This window comes from Mesorhizobium sp. M1163, from assembly GCF_040318415.1.
Lineage (GTDB): Bacteria > Pseudomonadota > Alphaproteobacteria > Rhizobiales > Rhizobiaceae > Mesorhizobium.
Window position 1 is genome coordinate 39,014 of record NZ_JAMYMF010000017.1, and the last position, 20,901, is coordinate 59,914.

Here is a 20,901-nt window from a genome sequence, read left to right on the forward strand (position 1 = left end):
ACGCGCACAGCCGGGCGGGTATCTGGAGAGGCAGATCCAGCCCATTTCGTCGTGCTATAGTCGAAAGCCGAGGTGGAGACCACCACTAAGCTGATGCTTCAGCTTGCCTCGCGCATGGCTTCGGCAGCCTGCAGGTCGACCGACACCAGTTGGCTGACGCCTTGCTCGGCCATGGTTACCCCGAACAGCCGGTCCATGCGCGCCATGGTGATCGGGTTGTGTGTGATGATGACGAAGCGCGTTTCGGTGGTTGCGGCCATTTCGTCCATCAGATTGCAGAAGCGTTCGACATTGTGGTCGTCGAGCGGGGCGTCGACTTCGTCGAGCACGCAGATCGGCGCCGGGTTGGTCAGGAACACGGCGAAGATCAGCGACATCGCCGTCAATGCCTGCTCACCGCCGGACAGCAGCGTCATCGTCTGCGGTTTCTTGCCGGGCGGGCGCGCCAGGATCTCGAGCCCGGCTTCGAGCGGATCGTCGGACTCGATCAGTTGCAGCTCGGCGGTGCCGCCGCCGAACAAATGCGAAAACAGCCGCTGAAAATGGCCGTTGACCACCGCGAAGGCGGCGAGCAGCCGCTCGCGGCCTTCGCGGTTCAGGCTGTGGATCGCCTGCCGCAGCTTGCGGATCGCCTCGATGATGTCGTCGCGCTCGGAGACGATGGTCTCCAGCCGGTCCGATAGTTCCTTCTGCTCTTCCTCGGCGCGCAAATTGACGGCGCCCAACCGTTCGCGCTCAACCTTCAGCCGGTCGAGCTGACGCTCGATCTCGGCCATTTCGGGCATCGGGCTGTCGGGTTCGAGGCCAGTGTGGCGGATCACCAGATGCGGCGGCGTGTTCAGCGTTTCCTGGATGCGCGCCTCGACTTCCAGCCGACGCTCGTCGGCGGCGGTCAGCCGCTCTTCGGCGCGAACACGCGTTTCGCGCGCTTCGGCGAGCGACTGAATGGCAGCGGTCGCAGCCTTGTCCAGCTCGGACTGCCGGTTCTCCGCTTCCTGCAAGCGGTCACCTGCAGCTTTTCGCAGGCTTTCGGCCTCGGCGAGTTGCGACAGCAGGGCGCGCCGTTTGCCGTCGATCTCGTCGGGTGCGTCGGCCAGTTGCTCGCGCTCGGCCTCAGCCTCTGCCTTGCGTTCGCCGAGTGCCGCGATCTGCGTCGAGGCGTTTTCGGCGCGCTCCACCCAATTGCGCCGTTCCGCGCCGATCGCGTCGAGCCGGCGCGCACGTGCCTCGGCTTCTCGCCTCAGGCCCTCGTGAACGGCACGCGCATCGGCAAGGGCGGCGCGGTGGCGGGCGACGTTGGCCGCCGACTGCTCGAGCTGCAGTTGCAGATCGCCGAGATCGGGAGCGTCTTGCAGCAGCATTTCCGCCTCGACGAATGCCGCCGCCGTCTCCTCATGGCTGTCGACGATACGCGCGCGCGCCTCGTCAAGTGCTGCACGCCGGCTCGACAGTTCGCCGCCGGCTTTTTCGGCCTCAGCCAGCGTATTGCGGGCAGCATCCAGCCCATGCTGGGCGTCGCGCCCGGCCTGTCGGGCATTGCGTTCGGCCTCGCTCGCCTGGGCAAGCGCCTGTTCGGCCTGCGCAAGCGCCTGTTCGGCTTCGCGCAGGATGCGCGTGGCATGAACCGCTTCGGCATCGAGTTCGGCCAGCCGGTTTTTCTGCGCCAGCCGCTGCGCGGCGGCGGTCGGCGCATCGGCGCTGGCGGTGAAGCCATCCCAACGCCAGAGCGCGCCTTCGCGGCTGACCAATCGTTGACCGGGAGCAAGCAGCGTCTGCAACTTTCTTCCGTCGGCGGCATCGACAATGCCGATCTGGGCCAGCCGGCGGGCCAGTTGCGCCGGCGCGCGCACCACGCTAGCGAGGCTCTTTATGCGTTCCGGCAAAGCGACATCGCCGGGCTGGATTTCGCTCTGGCCCCAATGCACAGGCGCGCTACGATCAAGCGGCACGTCGAGATCTTCGCCAAGCGCGGCACCCAGCGCCGTCTCGTAGCCACGCTCGACGCTGATCTGCTCCAGCACCGAGGGAAACAAATCGCCGCTCGCGGCGTTCAGGATCTTGGCGAGCGTGCGGGCCTCGGTTTCGATCCGCGCCAGTTCGGCCTTTGCGTCCTGAACCGGTGGGCGGGCGGCACTTTCGCTTGCGCGTGCCTCGGCGACCGCCTGTTCCGTGGCAATCGCGGCTCGTTCGGCCCCTTCGAGCAGCGCCTGCGCCTGTTCGACCAGCAGCCGCTTCTCGGCGGGGTCGGGCAGGCCGGCGACCCTGGAGACGATCTCCGACAGTTCGCGGTCGACATCAGCAAGCTGGCGGGCAAAGCGGTCGCGGCGCTCAGCGGTATCGCGCAGCGTCCGTTCAATCTGGTTGCGCGAGGCGGCCGCCTCCGCCCGTTCGGCGGTCAGCGAGGCCAGCTTGGCCTCGCTCGAAGCAAGCGTCGATGCCGCCTGCTCGAAAGCCGCGCGGGTGCTGGCCTCGCGCTCGGCGGCGCCGGCGTTTTCGACATTGAGCGCGGCTTCTTCGGCGGCGAGGCGTTCGAGGATATCCGCATTGTCGCGGACCATGCGCTCCTCGCGGGCAAGGTCGCCATCGAGCTGTTGCAGTCGGCGGTCGAGCTCAGCCTGGCGGGCGCGGATGCGGCCTGCCTCTTCCTCGATCTGTGCCTTGGCGATCGACAGACGCTGGAAGGCGGCGGCGGCGGCGGCTTCCGCATCGCGCAGGTCCGGCAGCCGGTGGGCGTTGATACCTTGTTCCCTGGCGGCAGCCATCTGGGCGGCAGCACGGTCGCCGACCAGCGCGGTGGCAATCGCCAGCGCCGAACGCGCTTCGCCTTCCTGCGTCTTGGCCAGCGTCCAACGCAGATGCAGCAGCGTCGCTTCGGCCTTGCGGATGTCGGCCGACAGGTTCTTGAAGCGCGAGGCCTGGCGGGCCTGGCGTTTCAGGCTTTCGATCTGGCTTTCCAGCTCGCCGACGACGTCGTCCAGCCGTTCGAGGTTCTGTTCGGCCGCCTTCAGCCGCAGCTCGGCTTCGTGGCGCCGTGTGTGCAGGCCGGAAATGCCGGCCGCCTCTTCCAGCAGTGCGCGGCGCGCCTGCGGCTTTGCCTGGATCAGCTCGCCGATGCGGCCCTGGCCAACCATCGAGGGCGAGCGGGCGCCGGTCGACTGGTCGGCGAACAGCAGCTGGACATCCTTGGCGCGGGCTTCCTTGCCATTGATGCGGTAGAGCGAGCCGGCCTCGCGCTCGATGCGGCGCGAGACCTGCAACTCATCGGCGTCGTTGAAGGCAGACGGCGCAGTCCGGTCGCTATTGTCGAGGAACAGCGTGACTTCGGCGGTGTTGCGGGCCGGACGCGTTCCCGAGCCGGAAAAGATGACATCGTCCATGCCGGACGCACGCATGTTCTTGTAAGAGCTTTCGCCCATAACCCAGCGTAGCGCCTCGACCAGGTTCGACTTGCCGCAGCCGTTCGGCCCGACGATGCCGGTCAGGCCGCGTTCGATGACGAACTCGCCGGGTTCGACGAAGGATTTGAAGCCGAGGAGGCGAAGGCGCGAGAACTTCATTCGCGCCGGCCCATAGCCAAGTTTCGCAAAACTGTTCGGGGGTTTTGCAAGGAGACCCCGCGGCAAGACAAAGAAGTGCGCACGCCGAAGCGACGCCGCTTCGGCGCTGCCGAAACGTCAGAGCAGAGGGTCGATGATGGCCGACATTTCCGCAATCGACATCGCCCCTTTGTAGGTCTTTCCGTTGATGAAAAAGGTCGGTGTGGAATCGACCTTGAATTCGTCGGCGCCGCGCTTCTGGACGGATCTCACATCGTCCAGAAGCTTCTGGTCCGTCAAGCAGGCCTCGAAGGACTCCTGTGTAAAACCGGCAAGCTTGGCGATTTGCAGCAGTGCGTCCTTGGTATTGTTCACACCAACCCAGTTCGCCTGCTGCCTGAACAGCACGTCGACCATCGGGAAATAGTTGTCCTTGGAGCAGCGCGCCAGCATGAAACCGGCCTCGGCGCTGGGGTCGAACGGAAATTCGCGCAGGATGTAACGGGCCTTGCCGGTGTCGATATATTTCGTCTTCAGTTCCGGAAAAGTGGTCTCGGCGAAATGCGCGCAATGCGGGCAGGTCATCGATGCATATTCAACGATGGTGACCTTTGCGTCGTCCTTGCCGAGCTGCATGTCGGGCAGCGCGCCGGGCTTCAACAAGGCTGCCATATCCACCGTGCCCTGAGCTTCAGGCGCTTTGGCGGCGGCTGGAGCGGCCGGCTTCGCAGGTTCCGCCGGAGCCGCAGGCTTCACATCCTGCGCCTCGGCTTTCTCGCCGGAATCGCTGCAGGCGGCAAGCAGCGCCACCGCTGGTATGGCGGCGAGCGACGACAAGAGATTTCTGCGGGACAAGGAACGGATCATACGAATCACCTGGCAATAGTTGGATTTTGCAATGCAAAGGCTACAAAAAGCGAGAGTTGGCGCGAATTAAGGCATTGCCACCCCTATTCCAATCGGCAAATTCGAGCATGCCATCACGATAGCGCGAGATTACGGCTTCCTTTGGCCTAGAATGGTGGCGCCAAGCCGCTCCAGCGAGGCGCGCAGCCCGTCGTCCTCGATCAAACCGACAGTGCCCGACAGCTTCGCCTTCTCGGCCACGGTCAGCGGCCGCAAAATGGGTTTCGGCTTTTCCTTGCCAGTCATTACCGGTTTCTGCACGATCCTGATCCGGCCGATCGCATTGAAGCCGAGAAACGCATTGACCCGGTTGATGATCTCGCCGGTCTCGTGCTGCAGATGCAGTGCCGCCACACCCTCGCAGGCAATCACCAGCACCGCCGGCTCGAACGGATCGTCCTCGTGCATGCGGCGTGGCCACTGGATCTTTTCCGGGCGCGAGCGGCCGGCAAGCCGCGGCCCGGCAATCTCTTCCCACGACTGAACCAGCCCGATCGACATGCCGGCCCGCTTGCGCAGCACCGGGTCGAGGATCTCGGTTGCGAGATCGCTCACCGGAACGGGATTGCCGAAGGGCCTTTTCCCTGCCATGTGCGTTCTCCAGTCACCAGCTTCAGCACCAGTGGATTAGGGCCGACCCTCGATCAATGGCACTGCACGACCAGACCCGCAAGGCCGTATCCGGAGACAATGGCGAGATCGCGTTCCGGCTGCTTGGCTGGTACGACGCGCATCACCGCGACCTGCCCTGGCGTGTTCCGCCGCACGCGCTGGCAAGCGGCGCGCAGCCCGATCCCTATCTGGTCTGGCTTTCCGAGGTGATGCTGCAGCAAACCACGGTCGAGGCGGTAAAATCCTATTTCCGGGCGTTCGTGCAGAAGTGGCCAACTGTCGAGGCACTGGCGGCGGCACCGATCGAAGACGTCATGAAGGCCTGGGCCGGGCTCGGCTATTATTCTCGCGCCCGCAACCTCAAGGCTTGCGCCGATCTCGTCGCGCGGCTAGGCGGCCGCTTTCCGGACAGTGAGACCGGCTTGAAGGAACTGCCCGGTATCGGCGCCTATACGGCAGCGGCGATCGCGGCGATCGCCTTCGACCGACCAGCCGCCGTCGTCGACGGCAATGTCGAACGGGTCGTCTCACGGCTGTTTTCGATCGCCACGCCGCTGGGCGAAGCCAAGAGCGAGATACGCAGCCATGTCGAGCACCTGGTTCCCGGGACAAGGCCCGGCGACTTCGCGCAGGCGATGATGGACCTGGGCGCGACGATCTGCACGCCGCGCCGGCCCCGCTGCATGCTTTGCCCCGTCAGGCAGGATTGCAGCGCCACAATCTCGGGCGATCCCGAGCGCTTTCCGGTCCGCCTGCCCAAGGCCGAGAAACCCTTGCGCCGCGGCGCCGCCTTCGTCGCCGTCAGGGGCGACGGCGCCATCCTTTTACGCAAGCGCGTGGATAAAGGCCTGCTCGGCGGCATGACTGAGGTGCCAACGACCGGCTGGACGGCGCGCATCGACGGCGCCACAACGGAAGCGGCAGCCCCGTTCCCCGGCGACTGGCGGCAGGCCGGACGCATCGGCCATGTCTTTACCCATTTTGCGCTCGAACTCGACGTGTTCAAGGCGGAGACCGACAGCGTCGCCCCGGCCGGGCATTTTTGGTCGCTGGCCCATGAAATTTCCGGGGAGGCGCTGCCGACCGTCATGAAAAAGGTAATCGAAGCGGCGATACCGGGCGCGACGAAGAAGCAGCGTCCGCATTGAAAGAAAGAGAGAAGAATGTCCGAAATCCGCCACATCGTTTTCGACATTGGCAAAGTGCTGATCCACTATGATCCGAACCTGCCCTTCAGCCGCTTGATCCCCGATCCCGACCAACGGAAATGGTTCTTCGACAATGTCTGCACGCATGATTGGAACATCGAGCAGGATCGCGGCCGGACCTGGGAAGAGGCAGAGACGCTCCTGATCGCCCAGTACCCGGATCACGAACAGAATATCCGCAATTTCCGCCGCCATTGGCACGAAATGGCACCGCATGCCTATAATGACAGCGTAGCCATCATGGAGCGCCTGATCGACACGGGCCATGACGTGACGCTGCTGACCAACTGGGCTGACGATACGTTCCGCGAAGCGCGCGACCGCTTTCCGTTCCTGGAGCGCCCGCGCGGCATCACCGTGTCAGCCGAGATCGGGCTAATCAAGCCGGATCGCGCCATCTATGATCACCACGTCACCGCGTTCGGCCTCGAACCGTCAGCCACGCTATTCATCGACGACAGCCAGAGAAATGTCGACGGCGCCAAGGCGGCCGGCTGGCAGTCGGTGCTGTTCACCGATGCAAAGACGCTCAGGGCGGACCTTGCGCGTCTTGGGATCAAGGTGTGATTTGAATCGCTTCCAGGGACTGGCTGAGCCTTCGCATTAACTGATCTGTCGCAACTCAGAAACCGTCAGGCCCCTGCCCGTTCCATGCCTAGCCGCGCAATGCGGCGAAGCTCGTCGATCGGGGTCAGTCCTCCGCTGCGCTCATAATGCCAGAAGGTCCATCCGTTGCAGGCGTCCAGCCCCTGTACCTCGGCGCCGATCTTGTGGATCGACCCGGCACTGTCGCCGATCGCCAGCGTGCCGTCGGCACGCACCTTGGCCGCCCAGCGCTTCTTGGCGTCGTAGAGCGTGGCGCCGGGTGCCACCAGGCCATTGTCGAGCAGGGTGACGAAGGCGACGCGCGGCTCGGCGCGCTTGCCGGTCAGCACTGTCAAATTGGCGCCGTCCAGCGGCCGGACCGCATCGATGCGTTCCATGGCGGCATCGATATAGGCTTGCTCACGCTCGATGCCGACGAAGTGGCGGCCAAGCCGTTTGGCCACCGCACCGGTGGTTCCTGAACCGAAGAAGGGATCGAGCACGATGTCGCCGGGCCTGGTCGATGCCGTCATGACGCGGGCAAGCAACGCTTCCGGCTTCTGCGTCGGATGCAATTTGTCGCCATTGTCGTTCTTCAGGCGCTCGCCGCCGGTGCAGATCGGAAACAGCCAGTCGGAGCGCATCTGAATGTCGTCGTTCGATGCCTTCAGCGCCTCGTAGTTGAAGGTGTAACCTTTGCCCTTCTGGTCGCGCGATGCCCAGATCATCGTCTCATGCGCGTTCTGGAAGCGACGGCCACGGAAATTGGGCATTGGATTGGTCTTGCGCCAGACGACGTCATTGAGGATCCAGAAGCCCAGGTCCTGCATCTTGGCGCCGACCCTGAAAATATTGTGGTAGGAGCCGATGACCCAGATCGTGCCGTTGGGCTTCAACACGCGGCGCGCCGCCAGCAGCCAGGCGCGGGTGAAGGCGTCGTAGGCCTCAAAACTGTCGAACTGGTCCCAATGGTCGTCGACGGCATCGACCTTGGATTGGTCGGGCCGGTGCAGATCGCCATCGAGCTGCAGATTGTAAGGCGGATCGGCAAAGATCACGTCGATCGATTTTTCCGGCAGCCGTTCCAGCGCGGCGACGCAGTCGCCCTTCAGGATCGTATCCAGCCACTCGGATTGCTGGGGAGCATCGGAAAGCTCGTCGAGAAGACGCACGGCAGACATTATGACACCCAAGGCACGCGTTACTGTTTACTGTCCGTTATGGTTACCGATCAGCGTAAATATTCAGTGAAGCATACTGCCGAATTTGCGAAGCCCGGCCTGTTGGTGTATGCCGCGCCGCCTGAGCCGTTTGGACCAAAGGCCTCTTGGCATTCCCTTCATCCCGCTTTCCGGATCACCATGCCCCAGCCAGACCTTGTCATCTTCGATTGCGACGGCGTGCTCGTCGATTCCGAAATCATCGCCGCACGCATCGATGCCGAGCTTTTGACCTCGGCCGGCTATGAGATATCGGCGGAGGAGATTTCCGAGGTCTATGCCGGGCTGACTTTCAAGGACATCATGATGCGGGTCGAGGAAAAGTCCCGGATCCCGTTCCAGGCCTCCCTGATCGACAAGGAGGAACAGCTGGTCGATCGCCGGCTGCGCAGCGACGTGCGTGCCATCGACGGGGCGCACGAGGCTGTCGCCGCGGTAACGGTGCCGCGCTGCGTCTGTTCGAATTCGCGTTCGGAGCGGATCGAATTCATGCTGGAGAAGGTGCAGCTTTTGCCGTTCTTTGCCGGCCGTATCTTTTCGTCGCTGGAAACGCCGACCGGGAAAACCAAGCCGGCGCCGGACGTGTTCCGGTTCGCCGCGGAAAAGCTCAAGGCCGATCCTGCGAACACCTTCGTCATCGAGGATTCCGTGCATGGCGTCACCGGCGCCAAGACGGCGGGAATGCGCGTCATCGGCTTCACCGGCGCGGCGCACAGCTATCCCGGCCACGCCGATGCGCTGACCGAAGCCGGTGCCGAAACGGTCATCCGCCGCTGGGCGGAACTGAAAAGCGTGATCGCCGCGCTGTCGGAATGGTCGGCGGACGCCTGAGAGGCCCCCTCCAACCGCCGTGGCGCGAATGCACCGGCTCAGTTGGTCGCGGCGGCTTTCTTCTTCTTCGGCTTGTCCGACGCCCCTTTCGGAGCGCCCTCGTCATACCCGGCAAATGCCTGGTAGTCCCGCGCCGTCGGCTCCGGAACGACGACGTTGGAATCGGTGAAGACGAACTGCGTGGCACTCGAGGGATCGGTAACCTGGACCTGATAGGAGTGAAGCTGCGAATAGAGAACTTCGGTGCCGTGCATCACCGCGATACGGATCGGCATGGTGATGGTACCGGGGGCGAACATCGGACCAGGCACGACCTTGCCGGCAACGGCTATCTTCATCGACAAGGAGCCGTTGGCGCGGCTGCAGTCGCGGGTCACATCGGTGATCGAAGCCTGATAGATGATCTTGGCGGAATCGTCCGGCTGATCGACGCCTGCCGCGTCCGCTGCCGGCTGGGCGGCTTGGGCATCCTCGGCGGCAACATCGGTTTTTTTCTTCGGCTTCGGACCGCTCTTGGCGTAGATATTGAAGAAGGCGGTGCCGTCACGCAACGTCACTTTCGGGCAATAGGCCTGCAGCTGGCTGGAAAGCACCTTGGGGTCGGGTGGCGGTGGTGGCGTCGTATCCTTCTTGCCGAAGCCGAGAATGCCATTGTCGCTCGATTGGCAGCCTGCGGCAGCAAGCATAAAGCCGGTGAGCGCCAGACCCGCGACAAAACGACCGTTGAATGAATGAAACGCCATGAACTGCACTTCCCTCTCGCAAAGCCGGTGACGTATATCAACCGCGCGGCAAAAATGCGACTGAGCCAGCGCAGAAATCCACCACCTTACGGCGGGCGAAGATTCCCGCAGCAATGGAAACGTGACGATGCAATATGTGAGTACCCGCGGGGAAGCGCCCGCGCTTGGATTCTCCGACGCGGTGCTGGCCGGGCTGGCCCGCGACGGCGGGCTCTATCTGCCGAGCGCCTGGCCGCATTTTTCCGCAGCAGAGGTCCGCGCCATGCGCGGCCTTGCCTATCCCGATCTTGCAATCCGCGTGCTGTCGCCGTTCCTCGGTGGCGAGATCGCGGCGCCGGTGTTCGAACGGCTGGTGCGCGAAGCCTATGCGACCTTCCGCCATGAGGCCGTCTGCCCGCTGGTGCAGAGCGGGCCGAACAGCTTCGTGCTCGAGTTGTTCCACGGCCCGACGCTCGCGTTCAAGGACGTGGCGATGCAGCTTCTTGCGCGGCTGATGGACCATGTGCTGGCCGAGCGCGACCAGCGCGCCACCATTGTCGGCGCCACTTCCGGCGACACCGGAGGGGCCGCCATCGATGCCTTTGCCGGGCGCAACCGCACCGACATCTTCGTGCTTTTCCCGCACGGCCGCGTCTCGCCGGTGCAGCAGCGGCAGATGACGACCTCGACCGCCGCAAACGTCCACGCATTGGCGATCGAAGGCAATTTCGACGACTGCCAAGGCCTGGTGAAGGACATGTTCAACGACCACGGTTTTCGCGACCGGGTGTCGCTATCCGGCGTCAATTCGATCAATTGGGCCCGCATCATGGCCCAGATCGTCTATTATTTCTCCTCCGCGCTGTCGCTTGGCGCGCCCGACAGGCCGGTTTCCTTCACGGTGCCGACCGGCAATTTCGGCGACATTTTCGCCGGCTACGCCGCCAAGAAGATGGGATTGCCGATCGAGCGGCTGATCATAGCCACGAACGACAACGATATTCTGGCGCGCATGCTGGCGACCGGCGAATACCGCATGAAAGGGGTCTTTTCGACCACGTCGCCCTCGATGGACATCCAGGTGTCTTCGAACTTCGAACGCTTGCTGTTCGAGGCGTCCGGCCGCGATGCCTCGACCGTGCGGCGCTACATGGACGGGCTCAAGCAGTCCGGCGCCTTCACCATCGAGGCCGGCGAAATCGCCAAGATCCGCTCCGAATTCGACGCCGGCCGCGCCACCATGGGCGAGGTCGCCGCCACAATCCGCACCACACTTGCGGCGAGTGGCTACCTGCTCGACCCGCATACCGCCGCAGCCGTGCATGTGGCCACTGGCAAAGCCGCCGGTGAGGTGCCAATGGTGGTGCTGGGCACTGCGCACCCGGCAAAGTTTCCGGCGGCCGTCGAAGCCGCCAGCGGCGTGTCGCCTGCCCTCCCCGCATGGCTGGGCGGGTTGATGAGCGCCGAGGAAAAATACACGGTACTTCCATCCGACCTGAAAATGGTGGAAGATTATGTCGGCCGCCACACGCGGGCGGCGCGTTAGGGAGTAATTGCCATATGGGTGTTGAGGTAAGCCGTCTGTCGAACGGCCTGACAGTCGCCACCGAAACCCTTCCAAGCCTCGAATCTGTTGCCCTTGGTGCCTGGGTCAAGTCGGGCGCACGCAACGAGCGTGACGAAGAGCACGGAATGGCGCATTTGCTCGAGCACATGGCTTTCAAGGGCACCAGGCGGCGAAGCGCCTTCGAGATCGCCTCGGAGATCGAGGACGTCGGCGGCGAGATCAATGCCGCGACCAGCGTCGAGACGACCTCCTATTATGCAAGGGTTCTGAGCGACGATGTGCCGCTGGCGGTCGATATCCTTTCCGACATCCTGCAGGACTCCGAATTCGATCCGCAGGAGCTGGAGCGCGAACAGCATGTGATTCTGCAGGAGATCGGCGCCGCGCACGATACGCCCGACGATGTCGTTTTCGATCACTTTACCGAGACCGCCTTCCGCCACCAGACTATCGGCCGCTCGATTCTCGGCACGCCGGAAACCGTCAAATCCTTCACTTCGAAGCAACTGCACGACTTCATCGAACGGCAGTACGGCGCCGAGAACATGGTGATGGTGGCAGCCGGCGACATCAAGCACGACGATTTCGTGCGCGAGGTCGAAAAGCGTCTCGGCGGCTTCCGCGGCAAGGCCGACGGCACCATCCCGCAATATGCGCAATATGTCGGCGGCGATTTTCGCGAAGACCGCGACCTGATGGACGCCCAGATCGTGCTGGGTTTCGAGGGCCGTGCCTATCACGTCCGCGATTTCTATGCCTCTCAGGTCCTGTCGATGATCCTCGGCGGCGGCATGTCGTCGCGGCTTTTCCAGGAAGTCCGCGAAAAACGCGGCCTGTGCTATTCGGTCTATGCCTTCCATTGGGGTTTTTCCGACACCGGCGTCTTCGGGGTCCATGCGGCAACCGGACAAAGCGATATCGCCGAGCTGGTGCCTGTGATCATCGACGAGCTACAAAAGGCCGGCGAAAACATCCTGCAGGAGGAGCTCGACCGGGCGCGTGCCCAATACCGCGCCGGGCTGATCATGTCGGCCGAGAGCCCGGCCAGCCGCGCCTCGCAGATCGCCAGGCAGTTGCTTCTGTTCGGCAGGCCGATCGCCAAGGAAGAGCTGATGGAGCGGCTGTCGGCGCTGACGGTCAAGCGGCTGACGGATCTGTCGTCGCGGCTTTTTTCGACGAAGCCGACGCTTACAGCCGTCGGGCCGGTGGGTACGCTCGCGCCCTATGAAGCGATCCTCGATTCGCTTTCGGGCTCGCAGACCACTGCCCGTAAGCTTGCCGTCTAAGCTTATTCGAGCGTCGTGTTTGCGCTCCCTTTCTTTCGCCGCGACCTGCCGGCACTGAAGGGCGACCTTGTCACGCTGCGTGTGCCGCTGACCAACGACTATCGCGAGTGGTCGGTGCTGCGCGGCGAAAGCCGTGCCTTCCTTGAGCCGTGGGAGCCGCGATGGACCCCTGACGAGCTCGACCGCACCGCATGGCGGCATCGTATCGGCCGCTACCGCGAGGACTATGCGCAGGGGACGGCGATCGCCTTCTTCATCTTCGAGAAAAGCAGCGGCAAGCTTGCCGGCGGTATCACCCTCGGCAATATCCGCCACGGGGTCGCCCAAAGCGGCCATATCGGCTACTGGATCGGCGAGCGCTTCAGCGGACGCGGCCTGATGACCGATGCCGTCAAGGTGGTGACGCGTTTCGCCTTCGAAACGCTGCGGTTGCACCGGATCGAAGCTGCCTGTATCCCCGATAACGCCCGGTCGATCCGCGTGCTTGAAAAAGCCGGATTCCGGCGCGAAGGACTGCTACGATCCTATCTCAGGATCAACGGCATCTGGCAGGACCATTACCTATACGCCCGAATCGCGGACGATCCGCCGGGCGTTGGAACAAAGGGCTGATTTTGACGAATTTTCTGCGCAACGGGTCGCTGCTTGCCCTTATGCTGGCGGCAATCGTCACGCTCTGCGCGGCATCCTCGGCGTTTGCGGTCGAACCGATCAAGATTGCCCGCGACGACGTGGCGCTCGACCTTTCGGGTGCCGTTGAAATCTACCGCAACCAGGGCGAGAATTTCCAGGTCTCAACGGCACCCGGCCCGGACGGCATCGTGCGGCGAATCGAGGTCGAGGCCAATGACGCGCGCTCGACCGGCGACTGGGCGGTGTTCGCGCTCGCCAATACCACCGACCAGCAGCTCGACAGGCTGATTGTCGCACCGCATTTCCGGCTGGTGAATTCCGGCCTGTTCTGGCCGGATCTCGGCTCGACCCGTATCGCCGCGATCACGCCCAGCGAAGGCTTTGCGCTCGACCGCCAGACCAGCCCAGACGCCGACGTGTTCCGGGTGACGCTGAACCCCGGAACGGTGATTACCTTCATCGCCGAGCTCGCCTCGCCCAAGCTGCCGCAGGTCTATCTGTGGGACCCCGAATCCTACAAGGACTCCGTCAATTCCTACACGCTGTTTCGTGGCATCGTCATCGGCATCGCCGGCCTGCTGGCGCTGTTCCTGACCATTCTTTTCGTCGTCAAGGGGACCTCGATGTTCCCGGCGACGGCGGCCCTAGCCTGGGCGGTGCTTGCCTATATCTGCGTCGATTTCGGCTTTCTCAACAAGATCATAGAAATATCCCCGGGCAATGAGCAGATGTGGCGCGCCGGAACGGAGGTGGCGCTTGCGGCGACCTTCGTGGTGTTCCTGTTTGCCTATCTCAACCTCAACCGGTGGCACGGCCATTTCAGCTACGGCGCACTGGTCTGGATCCTCGGGCTGGTGCTGATCGCCGGCGTTGCCATCGTCGATCCGGCGGTTGCCGCCGGCATTGCCAGGCTGTCCTTCGCAGCCACCGCGCTGACCGGGCTCGGCCTGATCATCTTCCTCGGTATACGCGGTTACGACCGCGCCATCATGCTGGTGCCCAGTTGGGTGATGGTTCTGCTGTGGCTATGCGGATCGTGGATGGCAATCACCGGCATGCTGGACAACGATATCGCCCAGCCGGCGCTCGGCGGTGGGCTGATCCTCATCATCTTGCTGATCGGCTTCACCGTGATGCAGCACGCTTTTGCCGGCGGCGCCCTGCATCAGGGCCTGTTCTCCGACCTCGAGCGGCAGGCGTTGGCGGTTGCCGGATCGGGCGATACTGTGTGGGACTGGGACGTGCTGCGCGACCGCGTCGTCACTCGTCCCGACGTCAGCATTCAGCTCGGCCTTGCGCCGAACAGCCTCGGCGGCCCTGCCCGCAACTGGCTGCCGGTGCTGCATGCCGACGACCGCGACACGTTTCGCACGACGCTCGACGTGGTGCTCGAGCACCGGCGCGGCCGGGTGTCGCAAAACTTCCGCCTGCGCGGCGCCGACGGGCACTATCACTGGTTTTCGCTGCGTGCCCGGCCGGTGATCGGCTCGGACGGCGAGGTCATCCGCTGCGTCGGCACCATGGTCGACGTGACGGAGCAGAAGAAATCCGAGGAACGGCTGCTGCACGACGCCGTGCACGACAATCTGACCGGCTTGCCCAACCGCGAGCTGTTCATGAACCGGCTGGAGGCGATCATCTCGATCGCCCGTACCGAAGAGAAGGTGCGCCCGACCGTCTTCGTCATCGACATCGACCGCTTCAAGCAGGTCAATGACGGGCTCGGCATCTCGGCCGGCGATACCATCCTTTTGACCATCGCGCGGCGGCTGCACCGGCTGCTCAAGCCGAAGGATTCGCTGTCGCGATTTGCCGGCGACCAGTTCGCGCTGATGCTTTTGTCGGAGCAGGATCCGGCTCGCATCGCGGCCATTGCCGATGCCATCAAGCACGCCATCAACAACCCGATCACCTTCGCCAAGCGCGAGATCGTGCTGACCGCCTCGATCGGGCTGATCACCTGGACCTCCACGCAGACCTCGGCTGAGGACATGGTCAAGGACGCCGAGCTTGCCATGCATCAAGCCAAGCGCTTCGGCGGCGACAGGATCGAGCCGTTCCGGCCAGCCTTCCGCACCGTCGGCACCGACCGGCTGCAGTTCGAGTCCGATCTGCGCCGCGCTATCGAACGACGCGAATTCACGCTTGCCTACCAGCCAATCGTGCGGCTGGAGGACGGCAGCGTTGCCGGCTTCGAAGCGCTGCTGCGCTGGGACCATCCGCGTCGCGGCATGATCCCGCCGGCAGATTTCATCCCGGTCGCCGAAAACTGCGGCCTGATCGTGCAGCTTGGCCTGTTTGCCATGCAACAGGCTGCCGAAGACCTAGCAGGATGGCAAAAGCAGATCGGCGATGCGCCGCTCTCGGTCTCGGTCAATCTGTCCAGCCGTCAGCTCATCCGCCGCGACCTGGTCAGCGACGTCCGCTCGGTGATCGCGCGGGCCAATCTGAAACCGCGCTGCTTCCGGCTCGAACTCACCGAATCGCTGGTGATGGACAATCCCGAGCAGACCGCCCATGTGCTGACCAAGCTGAAGCAGCTTGGCATCGGCCTGTCGCTGGACGATTTCGGCACCGGCTATTCATCGCTGGCCTATCTGACGCGCTTTCCGTTCGACACCATCAAGATCGACAAGAGCTTCGTCGACGACGCGACGCCGAAACGCGCGGTGCTGCTCAAATCCATGGTCAACATGGCGCATGAACTCGGCCTGTCGGTTGTCGCCGAAGGCATTTCGGACGAGAGCGATGCGCTGGAGTTGCGGCAGATGGGCTGCGAATACGTGCAGAGTTTCATGTTCGGAGCGCCGATGCCGGGCGACCAGGTGCTGAAGACGCTGAAGGAACAGTATCCGCTCACTCAGGCGTGACAAATTTCGGGACGTAATGAGGTTCAGGCGTGACCGGCAGCCAGGCTGAGATGCGCGAGATCGATGCCGATCGAGGCAAGGATCCGGTCGTATTTGCGGTCGATGTCGGCGTCGAACAGAAGCTCGGCACTAGCCGGGCAAGTCAGCCAGCCATTCTCGACGATCTCGTTTTCAAGCTGACCCGCACCCCAGCCGGCATAGCCGAGCGCCATCAGAGCCCGCCGGGGTCCGCGGCCGGAGGAGATGGCGCGCAATATGTCGACGGTCGCAGTCAGGCAGACGTCGTCGGACACGGCGAGCGAGGATTCCACCCGGTAGTCGCCCGAATGCAGGACGAAGCCGCGGCTGCGATCCACCGGTCCGCCATTGCGCACGACGAAGTCGCGCGCCGGCGGCGGCAGGCGAATTGCCTCCAGTTCGTTCATGATCCCGAGTTGCACGAGCAGGTCCGGAAACAGCATCTGCTGCGTCTGGTTGATGATCAACCCCATCGCGCCTTCGTCGCTGTGCGCGCAAATGTAGATGACGGAGCGCGTGAAGCGGTCGTCCTTCATGCCGGGCATGGCAATCAGGAACTGGTCGTCGAGAAAGCCGGGTCCTGCGGCCGTCTTTTTATGACGCAACAAATCCATGACCACAGCGTAACGCGTTTCCAGGGCGCCGAAAAGATGGGCGGCGCCCGATTTGATCAGGCTCATAAGTCAAAGGTCACGCAAATATGATGCCGGCGGCGTCATGAAATCATTGTGCGGCCATCAACAGACGATCAAATCATTGCCATGCAAAGCTTGAAAATCCTGCTGCTTGGCGTGGCCATTGGGTCGGCGACCTGCCTCCCCGCCTCAGCCTCCTCGTCGGCCTGGTACAATAGCGAAGGCGGCCGGGTGCGGCTGGTGACGAGCGGCAAAGCCGACGAGGCCGGGCGTCTCCAAGGTGTCCTCGACATTGCGCTGAAGCCAGGCTGGAAGACCTATTGGCGCGATCCGGGCGATGCGGGCGTGCCGCCACAGATCGACATCTCGGCCAGCACCAACATTGCCGACGCGACGCTTTCGTTTCCGCCGCCGCAGCGCCACGATGACGGCTATGGCAAATGGGCCGGCTACGACCACCCGGTTTCATTGCCGGTGACGTTCACGCTTGCTGCACCCGGCCAGCCGGCCGTCATCGATGCGGACATCTTCCTCGGCATTTGCGAAACCATCTGCATCCCGGTGCAGACAAGGCTGACCATCGATCCCGGCGCCGATCCCGACAACGCCGAGGATGCGGCACTGGTCAAGGCAGGCCTTGCAACTCTGCCCGCCACGGCAACGCCCGATTTCGGAATAAACGTACTGCCGGGCGATCACGAAACCCTGATTGTCGAAGCGAGCTTTCCGGGCACTCCCGAGGCCGCCGACTTCTTCGTTGCCGGCGAACGCGACTACATGTTCGGTGCCCCGACCCGCAGCGAAAAGGATGGCAAGCTGATCTTTACGGTGCCGATCCTCGACAGGCCGTCGACAACGCCAACCGATGGCGGCCTTCACTACACACTGACAAGTGCCGCTGGCGCGGTCGAAGGCCTGCTGCCTTTTCCGTGATGCCAACGTCTGGACGGTTGCCGGGCGCGCCTTAGTTCGCTATCGCAAGGACACTCCCTTTCCATTCTCAAGCGAGGACCATCATGACGATCTCCGTTGGCGACAAACTGCCGGATGCGACCTTCAAAACAATGACCGCCGACGGTGCAAAGCCGATCACGACGGGCGAGATATTCTCAGGAAAGACGGTCGTGCTGTTTGGCGTTCCAGGCGCTTTCACGCCGACCTGCAGCAATAATCACCTGCCGGGCTACCTGGATAATTACGACGCCATCCTGGCGCGCGGCGTCGACACTATCGCCGTCGTCTCGGTCAACGATGTTCACGTCATGGGAGCCTGGGCTCGCTTCAGCGGCGGTGAAGGCAAAATACTTTATCTTGCCGATGGCAATGGCGATTTCGCCAAATCGGTCGGCCTCGACGCCGACCTCTCCAGCGGCGGCATGGGGCTGCGCTCGAGGCGTTTTTCGATGATCGTCGATGACGGCAAGGTCACCGCACTCAATGTCGAGACAAAGCCCGGCGTCGACGAGTCCGGTGCGGCTCACATTCTCGGACAGCTTTCCGTCTTGGCGACAGCCTAGGCCAGGGATGACAAAGGGCGCCTTCGAGCGCTACGCGTTCAAAGGATGCCGCCTTTTCATCGGCGCATGATCCTTCCGAAAGCCGACCCGGTTTTCAGGGCCATGCGTCGGCGCTTCGGGACTGCTTGCTTTTTGGGACCTCGGTTATGTCTGACATCTTTTGGCGCGCTGTCGCGATCGGTATCGGCGCAACCGCGCTTATGGATATCTGGGCGATTTTCCTGAACAAGGCGTTTGCTCAGCCGCGGCCGAACTGGGGGCTGGTCGGCCGCTGGGTCTGGCATCTCAGGGAAGGCAAGGTCTTCCATGACGACATTGGCGAGGCCTCGCCCTATGCGCATGAATCTGCACTTGGCTGGGCCTTTCATTATGCTGTCGGCATCGTCTACGGCATCATACTGGTCGTGCTGGCCGGAACGGGCTGGCTCACCGCGCCGACCTTCCTGCCGGCCTTTATCCTCGGCATCGTCACCGTCGGCGCCGGTTGGTTTCTGCTGGCGCCCGGCATGGGTGCCGGCTGGGCCGCTTCGAAGCGCCCCAATCCAATGCAGGTCCGCGCCCTCAATCTGGTGTCGCACACGGTGTTCGCGCTCGGACTGTTCGGCACCGCCCTGCTCATCCGATAGCCAAGTCAGCCGTCGCGGCGCTGCGCCGGCCTGTCGATCGGCTGCCATCCATGGATAACGCGACGCGCACCGGTATCGTATGCGAAGTAGTTCCCGCCGCCCGCTGGCTGATCCGCCTCGCGGCTGATTTCCCGACCGCTCAAAGAGAGCAGCAGGAGCGTTCCGACACCTCCGTGACCTATGAATGCGACGTCGACAGCGGCGTCGGTGCCTAGCACAGTGTCTACCTCGCTTAGAATACGACGCTGGGCATCGATAGCTCGCTCCCATCCACGAATGCTGCTGTTTGGATTGGCGAAGAATTGGTCGGCGACCGCTTCGAACTCGGAAGGCGGCAGGAAACCGGTTGCCGATCGGTCATTCTCATGCATCCCTTCCCTCACCTCGATCGCAAGGCGGAGATGCCTTCCGAGTATCTCGGCGGTTTCTATCGCCTTGCGTTCACCCGATGACACGATCCGCCGAATCGACCCAACCCACGGCTGATCGAGCATTGCCGATGTTCTCGCTCGCCCGAGGTCGGATAGTCCCCATTCCGCCACTGGAACGTTGGCATCGACCTGAACCTGGGGATGCGTGATGTAGTATGCGATCGGCATGATAGAGCTCTTCCTGCCAGAGAGCGGACCCGCAGCCGGAATTCAATAGCTTTGGGTCGAGCGCCGCGCCTTTGTGGTCGTCGGCTGCTTTGACTGCGAACCTGGTACTGGTGCCACAGTCTTGACGAGCCCTTTCTTGAATGGCGCCATGCCGAGCCGCGCCAATTCGTCGGCGCGCTCGTTCTCGGGATGGCCGGCATGGCCCTTGACCCAATGCCAGGTGACCTGATGGCGGTTACGCGCTGCATCGAGCTGCTGCCACAGCTCGGCATTCTTCACCGGCTGCCTGGCGGCCGTCTTCCAGCCGTTGCGCTTCCATCCGTCGATCCAGCTGAAAATACCGTCCTTGACATAGTTGCTGTCGGTATAAAGATCGACGGCGCAGGGCTCCTTGAGCGCATTAAGCGCCGAGATGGCCGCCAACAGTTCCATACGGTTGTTGGTGGTGGCAGCCTCGCCGCCCGACAGTTCTTTCGTCACACCGTTGAAGCGCAAGATCGCGCCCCAGCCGCCAGGCCCGGGATTGCCCGAACAGGCACCATCGGTGAAGATTTCAACGCGCTTGGTCATGTTAGTCCATATTCGGAAGGAGAGTTGATCGCCCGATGGAAGCGCATCCGGCGGATATATTCGGTCGGGTCGCGTTTCATCACAAGCCCGCCGTCCGGGACCGTCAGCCAGTCGTAGAGCCGGGTCAGCATGAAGCGCAGCGCCGAACCGCGCGCCAGCATCGGCAGCGCCGCTTTCTCGTCGCTGCTCAGCGGCCGCACGCTTTGGTAGCCGGCAAGCAACGCCGTGCCCTTGGTCAGATTGAAGGAAAAATCCTTCTCGAAGCACCAGGCGTTGAGGCACGTGGCAACATCATAAGCGTAGAGGTCGTTGCAGGCGAAATAGAAGTCGATCAGCCCGGACAGTTTCTCGCCGAGGAAGAATACATTGTCCGGGAAAAGATCGGCATGGATGATGCCCTGCGGCAGACCGTTCGGCCAGTTCCGCTCGAAATCGGCGAAATCGGCATCGACCTCGGCCGCCAATCCCGGCTCGACCTCATCGGCGCGGGCGTGGGCGGCGTTCCACAGCTTGCGCCAGCCATCGATGGCAAGGGCGTTGGGGCGGGTCATCGGGAAATCCGCGCCGGCGAGATGCAGTGCCGCCAGAGCCTTGCCGACCTCGCCGCAATGCCCAGCTGTCGGCCGCCGCAGCGATAGACCCTCAAGGAAGGTGATGATGACCGCCGGCCGGCCGGCAAGCGTTCCGATCACACCGCCATCCTGCGCGGTGACCGGGAGCGGGCACGAAATGCCCTTTCTGGCGAGGTGGGCCATGAGGCCCAGAAAGAACGGCAGGTCAGCCTTGTCGACGCGCTTCTCGTAAAGCGTCAGTATGTAGGAGCCGCTGCTGGTGTGCAGCAGAAAATTCGAATTTTCGGTGCCTTCGGCGATGCCCTTGTAGGACAAGAGATCGCCGACCGGATAGTTCCTGAGGAACGCGCCGAGCTCGCCCTCATTGACGTCGGTGTAGACCGCCATC

At 63.2% G+C, this 20,901-nt stretch carries 19 protein-coding genes; 10 read left to right on the forward strand and 9 right to left on the reverse strand.

The genetic code is table 11. The features are described 5' to 3' along the window. Positions 1–98: 98 nt before the first annotated feature. The 3 genes from smc to NKH43_RS17400 form a co-directional block, all read right to left on the reverse strand. The gene (smc, locus tag NKH43_RS17390; protein WP_352859173.1) at positions 99–3,557 is read right to left on the reverse strand and encodes a chromosome segregation protein SMC; all 3,459 of its coding nucleotides are present in this window, start codon (positions 3,555–3,557) and stop codon (positions 99–101) included. Between the two features lie 117 nt (positions 3,558–3,674). Then, positions 3,675–4,403: a DsbA family protein gene (locus NKH43_RS17395; RefSeq protein WP_023716945.1), complete on the reverse strand. Its 729-nt coding sequence runs from the start codon at positions 4,401–4,403 to the stop codon at positions 3,675–3,677. A 129-nt stretch (positions 4,404–4,532) separates the two neighbouring features. Beyond that, entirely contained in the window at positions 4,533–5,033 is a 501-nt protein-coding gene (locus NKH43_RS17400) for a DUF721 domain-containing protein (protein ID WP_023716944.1), read from the reverse strand. 56 nt (positions 5,034–5,089) lie between these two features. On the opposite strand from NKH43_RS17400, the gene mutY reads away from it, so the two are divergent. Continuing rightward, positions 5,090–6,202 (forward strand): A/G-specific adenine glycosylase, encoded by a 1,113-nt coding sequence (mutY, locus tag NKH43_RS17405; protein WP_352859175.1) that lies wholly within the window; start codon positions 5,090–5,092, stop codon positions 6,200–6,202. Between the two features lie 15 nt (positions 6,203–6,217). Further along, positions 6,218–6,829: an HAD family hydrolase gene (locus NKH43_RS17410; protein WP_352859177.1), complete on the forward strand. Its 612-nt coding sequence runs from the start codon at positions 6,218–6,220 to the stop codon at positions 6,827–6,829. A 65-nt stretch (positions 6,830–6,894) separates the two neighbouring features. Here the strand turns inward: NKH43_RS17410 and NKH43_RS17415 are convergent, their stop codons facing one another. Next, positions 6,895–8,028 (reverse strand): site-specific DNA-methyltransferase, encoded by a 1,134-nt coding sequence (locus NKH43_RS17415; RefSeq protein WP_023716941.1) that lies wholly within the window; start codon positions 8,026–8,028, stop codon positions 6,895–6,897. A 180-nt stretch (positions 8,029–8,208) separates the two neighbouring features. Between NKH43_RS17415 and NKH43_RS17420 the strand changes: the two genes are divergently transcribed. Next, positions 8,209–8,898, forward strand: a complete 690-nt coding sequence (locus tag NKH43_RS17420; RefSeq protein ID WP_352639125.1) for an HAD family hydrolase — start codon at positions 8,209–8,211, stop codon at positions 8,896–8,898. Between the two features lie 38 nt (positions 8,899–8,936). Here NKH43_RS17420 and NKH43_RS17425 read toward each other — a convergent pair whose 3' ends face one another. Further along, positions 8,937–9,641 (reverse strand): hypothetical protein, encoded by a 705-nt coding sequence (locus NKH43_RS17425; RefSeq protein ID WP_352639123.1) that lies wholly within the window; start codon positions 9,639–9,641, stop codon positions 8,937–8,939. 127 nt (positions 9,642–9,768) lie between these two features. Between NKH43_RS17425 and thrC the strand changes: the two genes are divergently transcribed. Genes thrC through NKH43_RS17445 form a run of 4 tightly spaced genes read left to right on the forward strand, consistent with a single transcriptional unit; the run spans position 9,769 to position 15,976 of the window. Beyond that, positions 9,769–11,166, forward strand: a complete 1,398-nt coding sequence (thrC, locus tag NKH43_RS17430) for a threonine synthase (RefSeq protein WP_352846083.1) — start codon at positions 9,769–9,771, stop codon at positions 11,164–11,166. 14 nt (positions 11,167–11,180) lie between these two features. Continuing rightward, complete coding sequence (locus NKH43_RS17435) at positions 11,181–12,473, forward strand: M16 family metallopeptidase (protein ID WP_023716937.1); 1,293 nt, start codon at positions 11,181–11,183, stop codon at positions 12,471–12,473. Positions 12,474–12,488: 15 nt separating this feature from the next. Beyond that, positions 12,489–13,085 carry a GNAT family N-acetyltransferase gene (locus NKH43_RS17440; RefSeq protein WP_023716936.1) on the forward strand — a complete coding sequence of 199 codons (597 nt, stop codon included), beginning with the start codon at positions 12,489–12,491 and terminating at the stop codon, positions 13,083–13,085. A 2-nt stretch (positions 13,086–13,087) separates the two neighbouring features. After that, a complete protein-coding gene (locus NKH43_RS17445; protein WP_023716935.1) occupies positions 13,088–15,976 on the forward strand; it encodes an EAL domain-containing protein in 2,889 nt (962 codons plus the stop codon). A 23-nt stretch (positions 15,977–15,999) separates the two neighbouring features. Here the strand turns inward: NKH43_RS17445 and NKH43_RS17450 are convergent, their stop codons facing one another. Next, entirely contained in the window at positions 16,000–16,608 is a 609-nt protein-coding gene (locus NKH43_RS17450) for a YqgE/AlgH family protein (protein ID WP_023716934.1), read from the reverse strand. A 147-nt stretch (positions 16,609–16,755) separates the two neighbouring features. On the opposite strand from NKH43_RS17450, the gene NKH43_RS17455 reads away from it, so the two are divergent. From NKH43_RS17455 to NKH43_RS17465, 3 genes are all read left to right on the forward strand, one after another. Continuing rightward, positions 16,756–17,562, forward strand: coding sequence for a protein-disulfide reductase DsbD domain-containing protein (locus NKH43_RS17455; protein ID WP_023716933.1), 807 nt, complete (start codon positions 16,756–16,758; stop codon positions 17,560–17,562). 83 nt (positions 17,563–17,645) lie between these two features. Further along, positions 17,646–18,146: a peroxiredoxin gene (locus tag NKH43_RS17460; protein ID WP_352589027.1), complete on the forward strand. Its 501-nt coding sequence runs from the start codon at positions 17,646–17,648 to the stop codon at positions 18,144–18,146. Positions 18,147–18,292: 146 nt separating this feature from the next. Continuing rightward, entirely contained in the window at positions 18,293–18,772 is a 480-nt protein-coding gene (locus NKH43_RS17465; RefSeq protein ID WP_023716931.1) for a DUF2938 domain-containing protein, read from the forward strand. Between the two features lie 5 nt (positions 18,773–18,777). Here NKH43_RS17465 and NKH43_RS17470 read toward each other — a convergent pair whose 3' ends face one another. The 3 genes from NKH43_RS17470 to NKH43_RS17480 are packed head-to-tail and all read right to left on the reverse strand — an operon-like array spanning position 18,778 to position 20,900. Next, on the reverse strand, positions 18,778–19,371 hold the full coding sequence (locus tag NKH43_RS17470; RefSeq protein ID WP_023716930.1) for a histidine phosphatase family protein: 594 nt from the start codon (positions 19,369–19,371) through the stop codon (positions 18,778–18,780). A gap of 42 nt (positions 19,372–19,413) precedes the next feature. After that, positions 19,414–19,941, reverse strand: a complete 528-nt coding sequence (gene rnhA / locus NKH43_RS17475) for a ribonuclease HI (protein WP_023716929.1) — start codon at positions 19,939–19,941, stop codon at positions 19,414–19,416. After that, positions 19,938–20,900, reverse strand: a complete 963-nt coding sequence (locus tag NKH43_RS17480; RefSeq protein WP_023716928.1) for a homoserine kinase — start codon at positions 20,898–20,900, stop codon at positions 19,938–19,940. The genes rnhA and NKH43_RS17480 overlap by 4 nt, the downstream gene beginning before the upstream one ends. Position 20,901 lies beyond the last annotated feature (1 nt).

Bases quoted from the DNA above. Each gene is read 5' to 3' on its own strand.
- smc (WP_352859173.1), bottom strand. From the start codon at position 3,557: ATGAAGTTCTCGCGCCTTCGCCTCCTCGGCTTCAAATCCTTCGTCGAA.
- NKH43_RS17395 (WP_023716945.1), bottom strand. From the start codon at position 4,403: ATGATCCGTTCCTTGTCCCGCAGAAATCTCTTGTCGTCGCTCGCCGCC.
- NKH43_RS17400 (WP_023716944.1), bottom strand. From the start codon at position 5,033: ATGGCAGGGAAAAGGCCCTTCGGCAATCCCGTTCCGGTGAGCGATCTC.
- mutY (WP_352859175.1), top strand. From the start codon at position 5,090: ATGGCACTGCACGACCAGACCCGCAAGGCCGTATCCGGAGACAATGGC.
- NKH43_RS17410 (WP_352859177.1), top strand. From the start codon at position 6,218: ATGTCCGAAATCCGCCACATCGTTTTCGACATTGGCAAAGTGCTGATC.
- NKH43_RS17415 (WP_023716941.1), bottom strand. From the start codon at position 8,028: ATGTCTGCCGTGCGTCTTCTCGACGAGCTTTCCGATGCTCCCCAGCAA.
- NKH43_RS17420 (WP_352639125.1), top strand. From the start codon at position 8,209: ATGCCCCAGCCAGACCTTGTCATCTTCGATTGCGACGGCGTGCTCGTC.
- NKH43_RS17425 (WP_352639123.1), bottom strand. From the start codon at position 9,641: ATGGCGTTTCATTCATTCAACGGTCGTTTTGTCGCGGGTCTGGCGCTC.
- thrC (WP_352846083.1), top strand. From the start codon at position 9,769: ATGCAATATGTGAGTACCCGCGGGGAAGCGCCCGCGCTTGGATTCTCC.
- NKH43_RS17435 (WP_023716937.1), top strand. From the start codon at position 11,181: ATGGGTGTTGAGGTAAGCCGTCTGTCGAACGGCCTGACAGTCGCCACC.
- NKH43_RS17450 (WP_023716934.1), bottom strand. From the start codon at position 16,608: ATGGATTTGTTGCGTCATAAAAAGACGGCCGCAGGACCCGGCTTTCTC.
- NKH43_RS17455 (WP_023716933.1), top strand. From the start codon at position 16,756: ATGCAAAGCTTGAAAATCCTGCTGCTTGGCGTGGCCATTGGGTCGGCG.
- NKH43_RS17460 (WP_352589027.1), top strand. From the start codon at position 17,646: ATGACGATCTCCGTTGGCGACAAACTGCCGGATGCGACCTTCAAAACA.
- NKH43_RS17465 (WP_023716931.1), top strand. From the start codon at position 18,293: ATGTCTGACATCTTTTGGCGCGCTGTCGCGATCGGTATCGGCGCAACC.
- NKH43_RS17470 (WP_023716930.1), bottom strand. From the start codon at position 19,371: ATGCCGATCGCATACTACATCACGCATCCCCAGGTTCAGGTCGATGCC.
- rnhA (WP_023716929.1), bottom strand. From the start codon at position 19,941: ATGACCAAGCGCGTTGAAATCTTCACCGATGGTGCCTGTTCGGGCAAT.
- NKH43_RS17480 (WP_023716928.1), bottom strand. From the start codon at position 20,900: ATGGCGGTCTACACCGACGTCAATGAGGGCGAGCTCGGCGCGTTCCTC.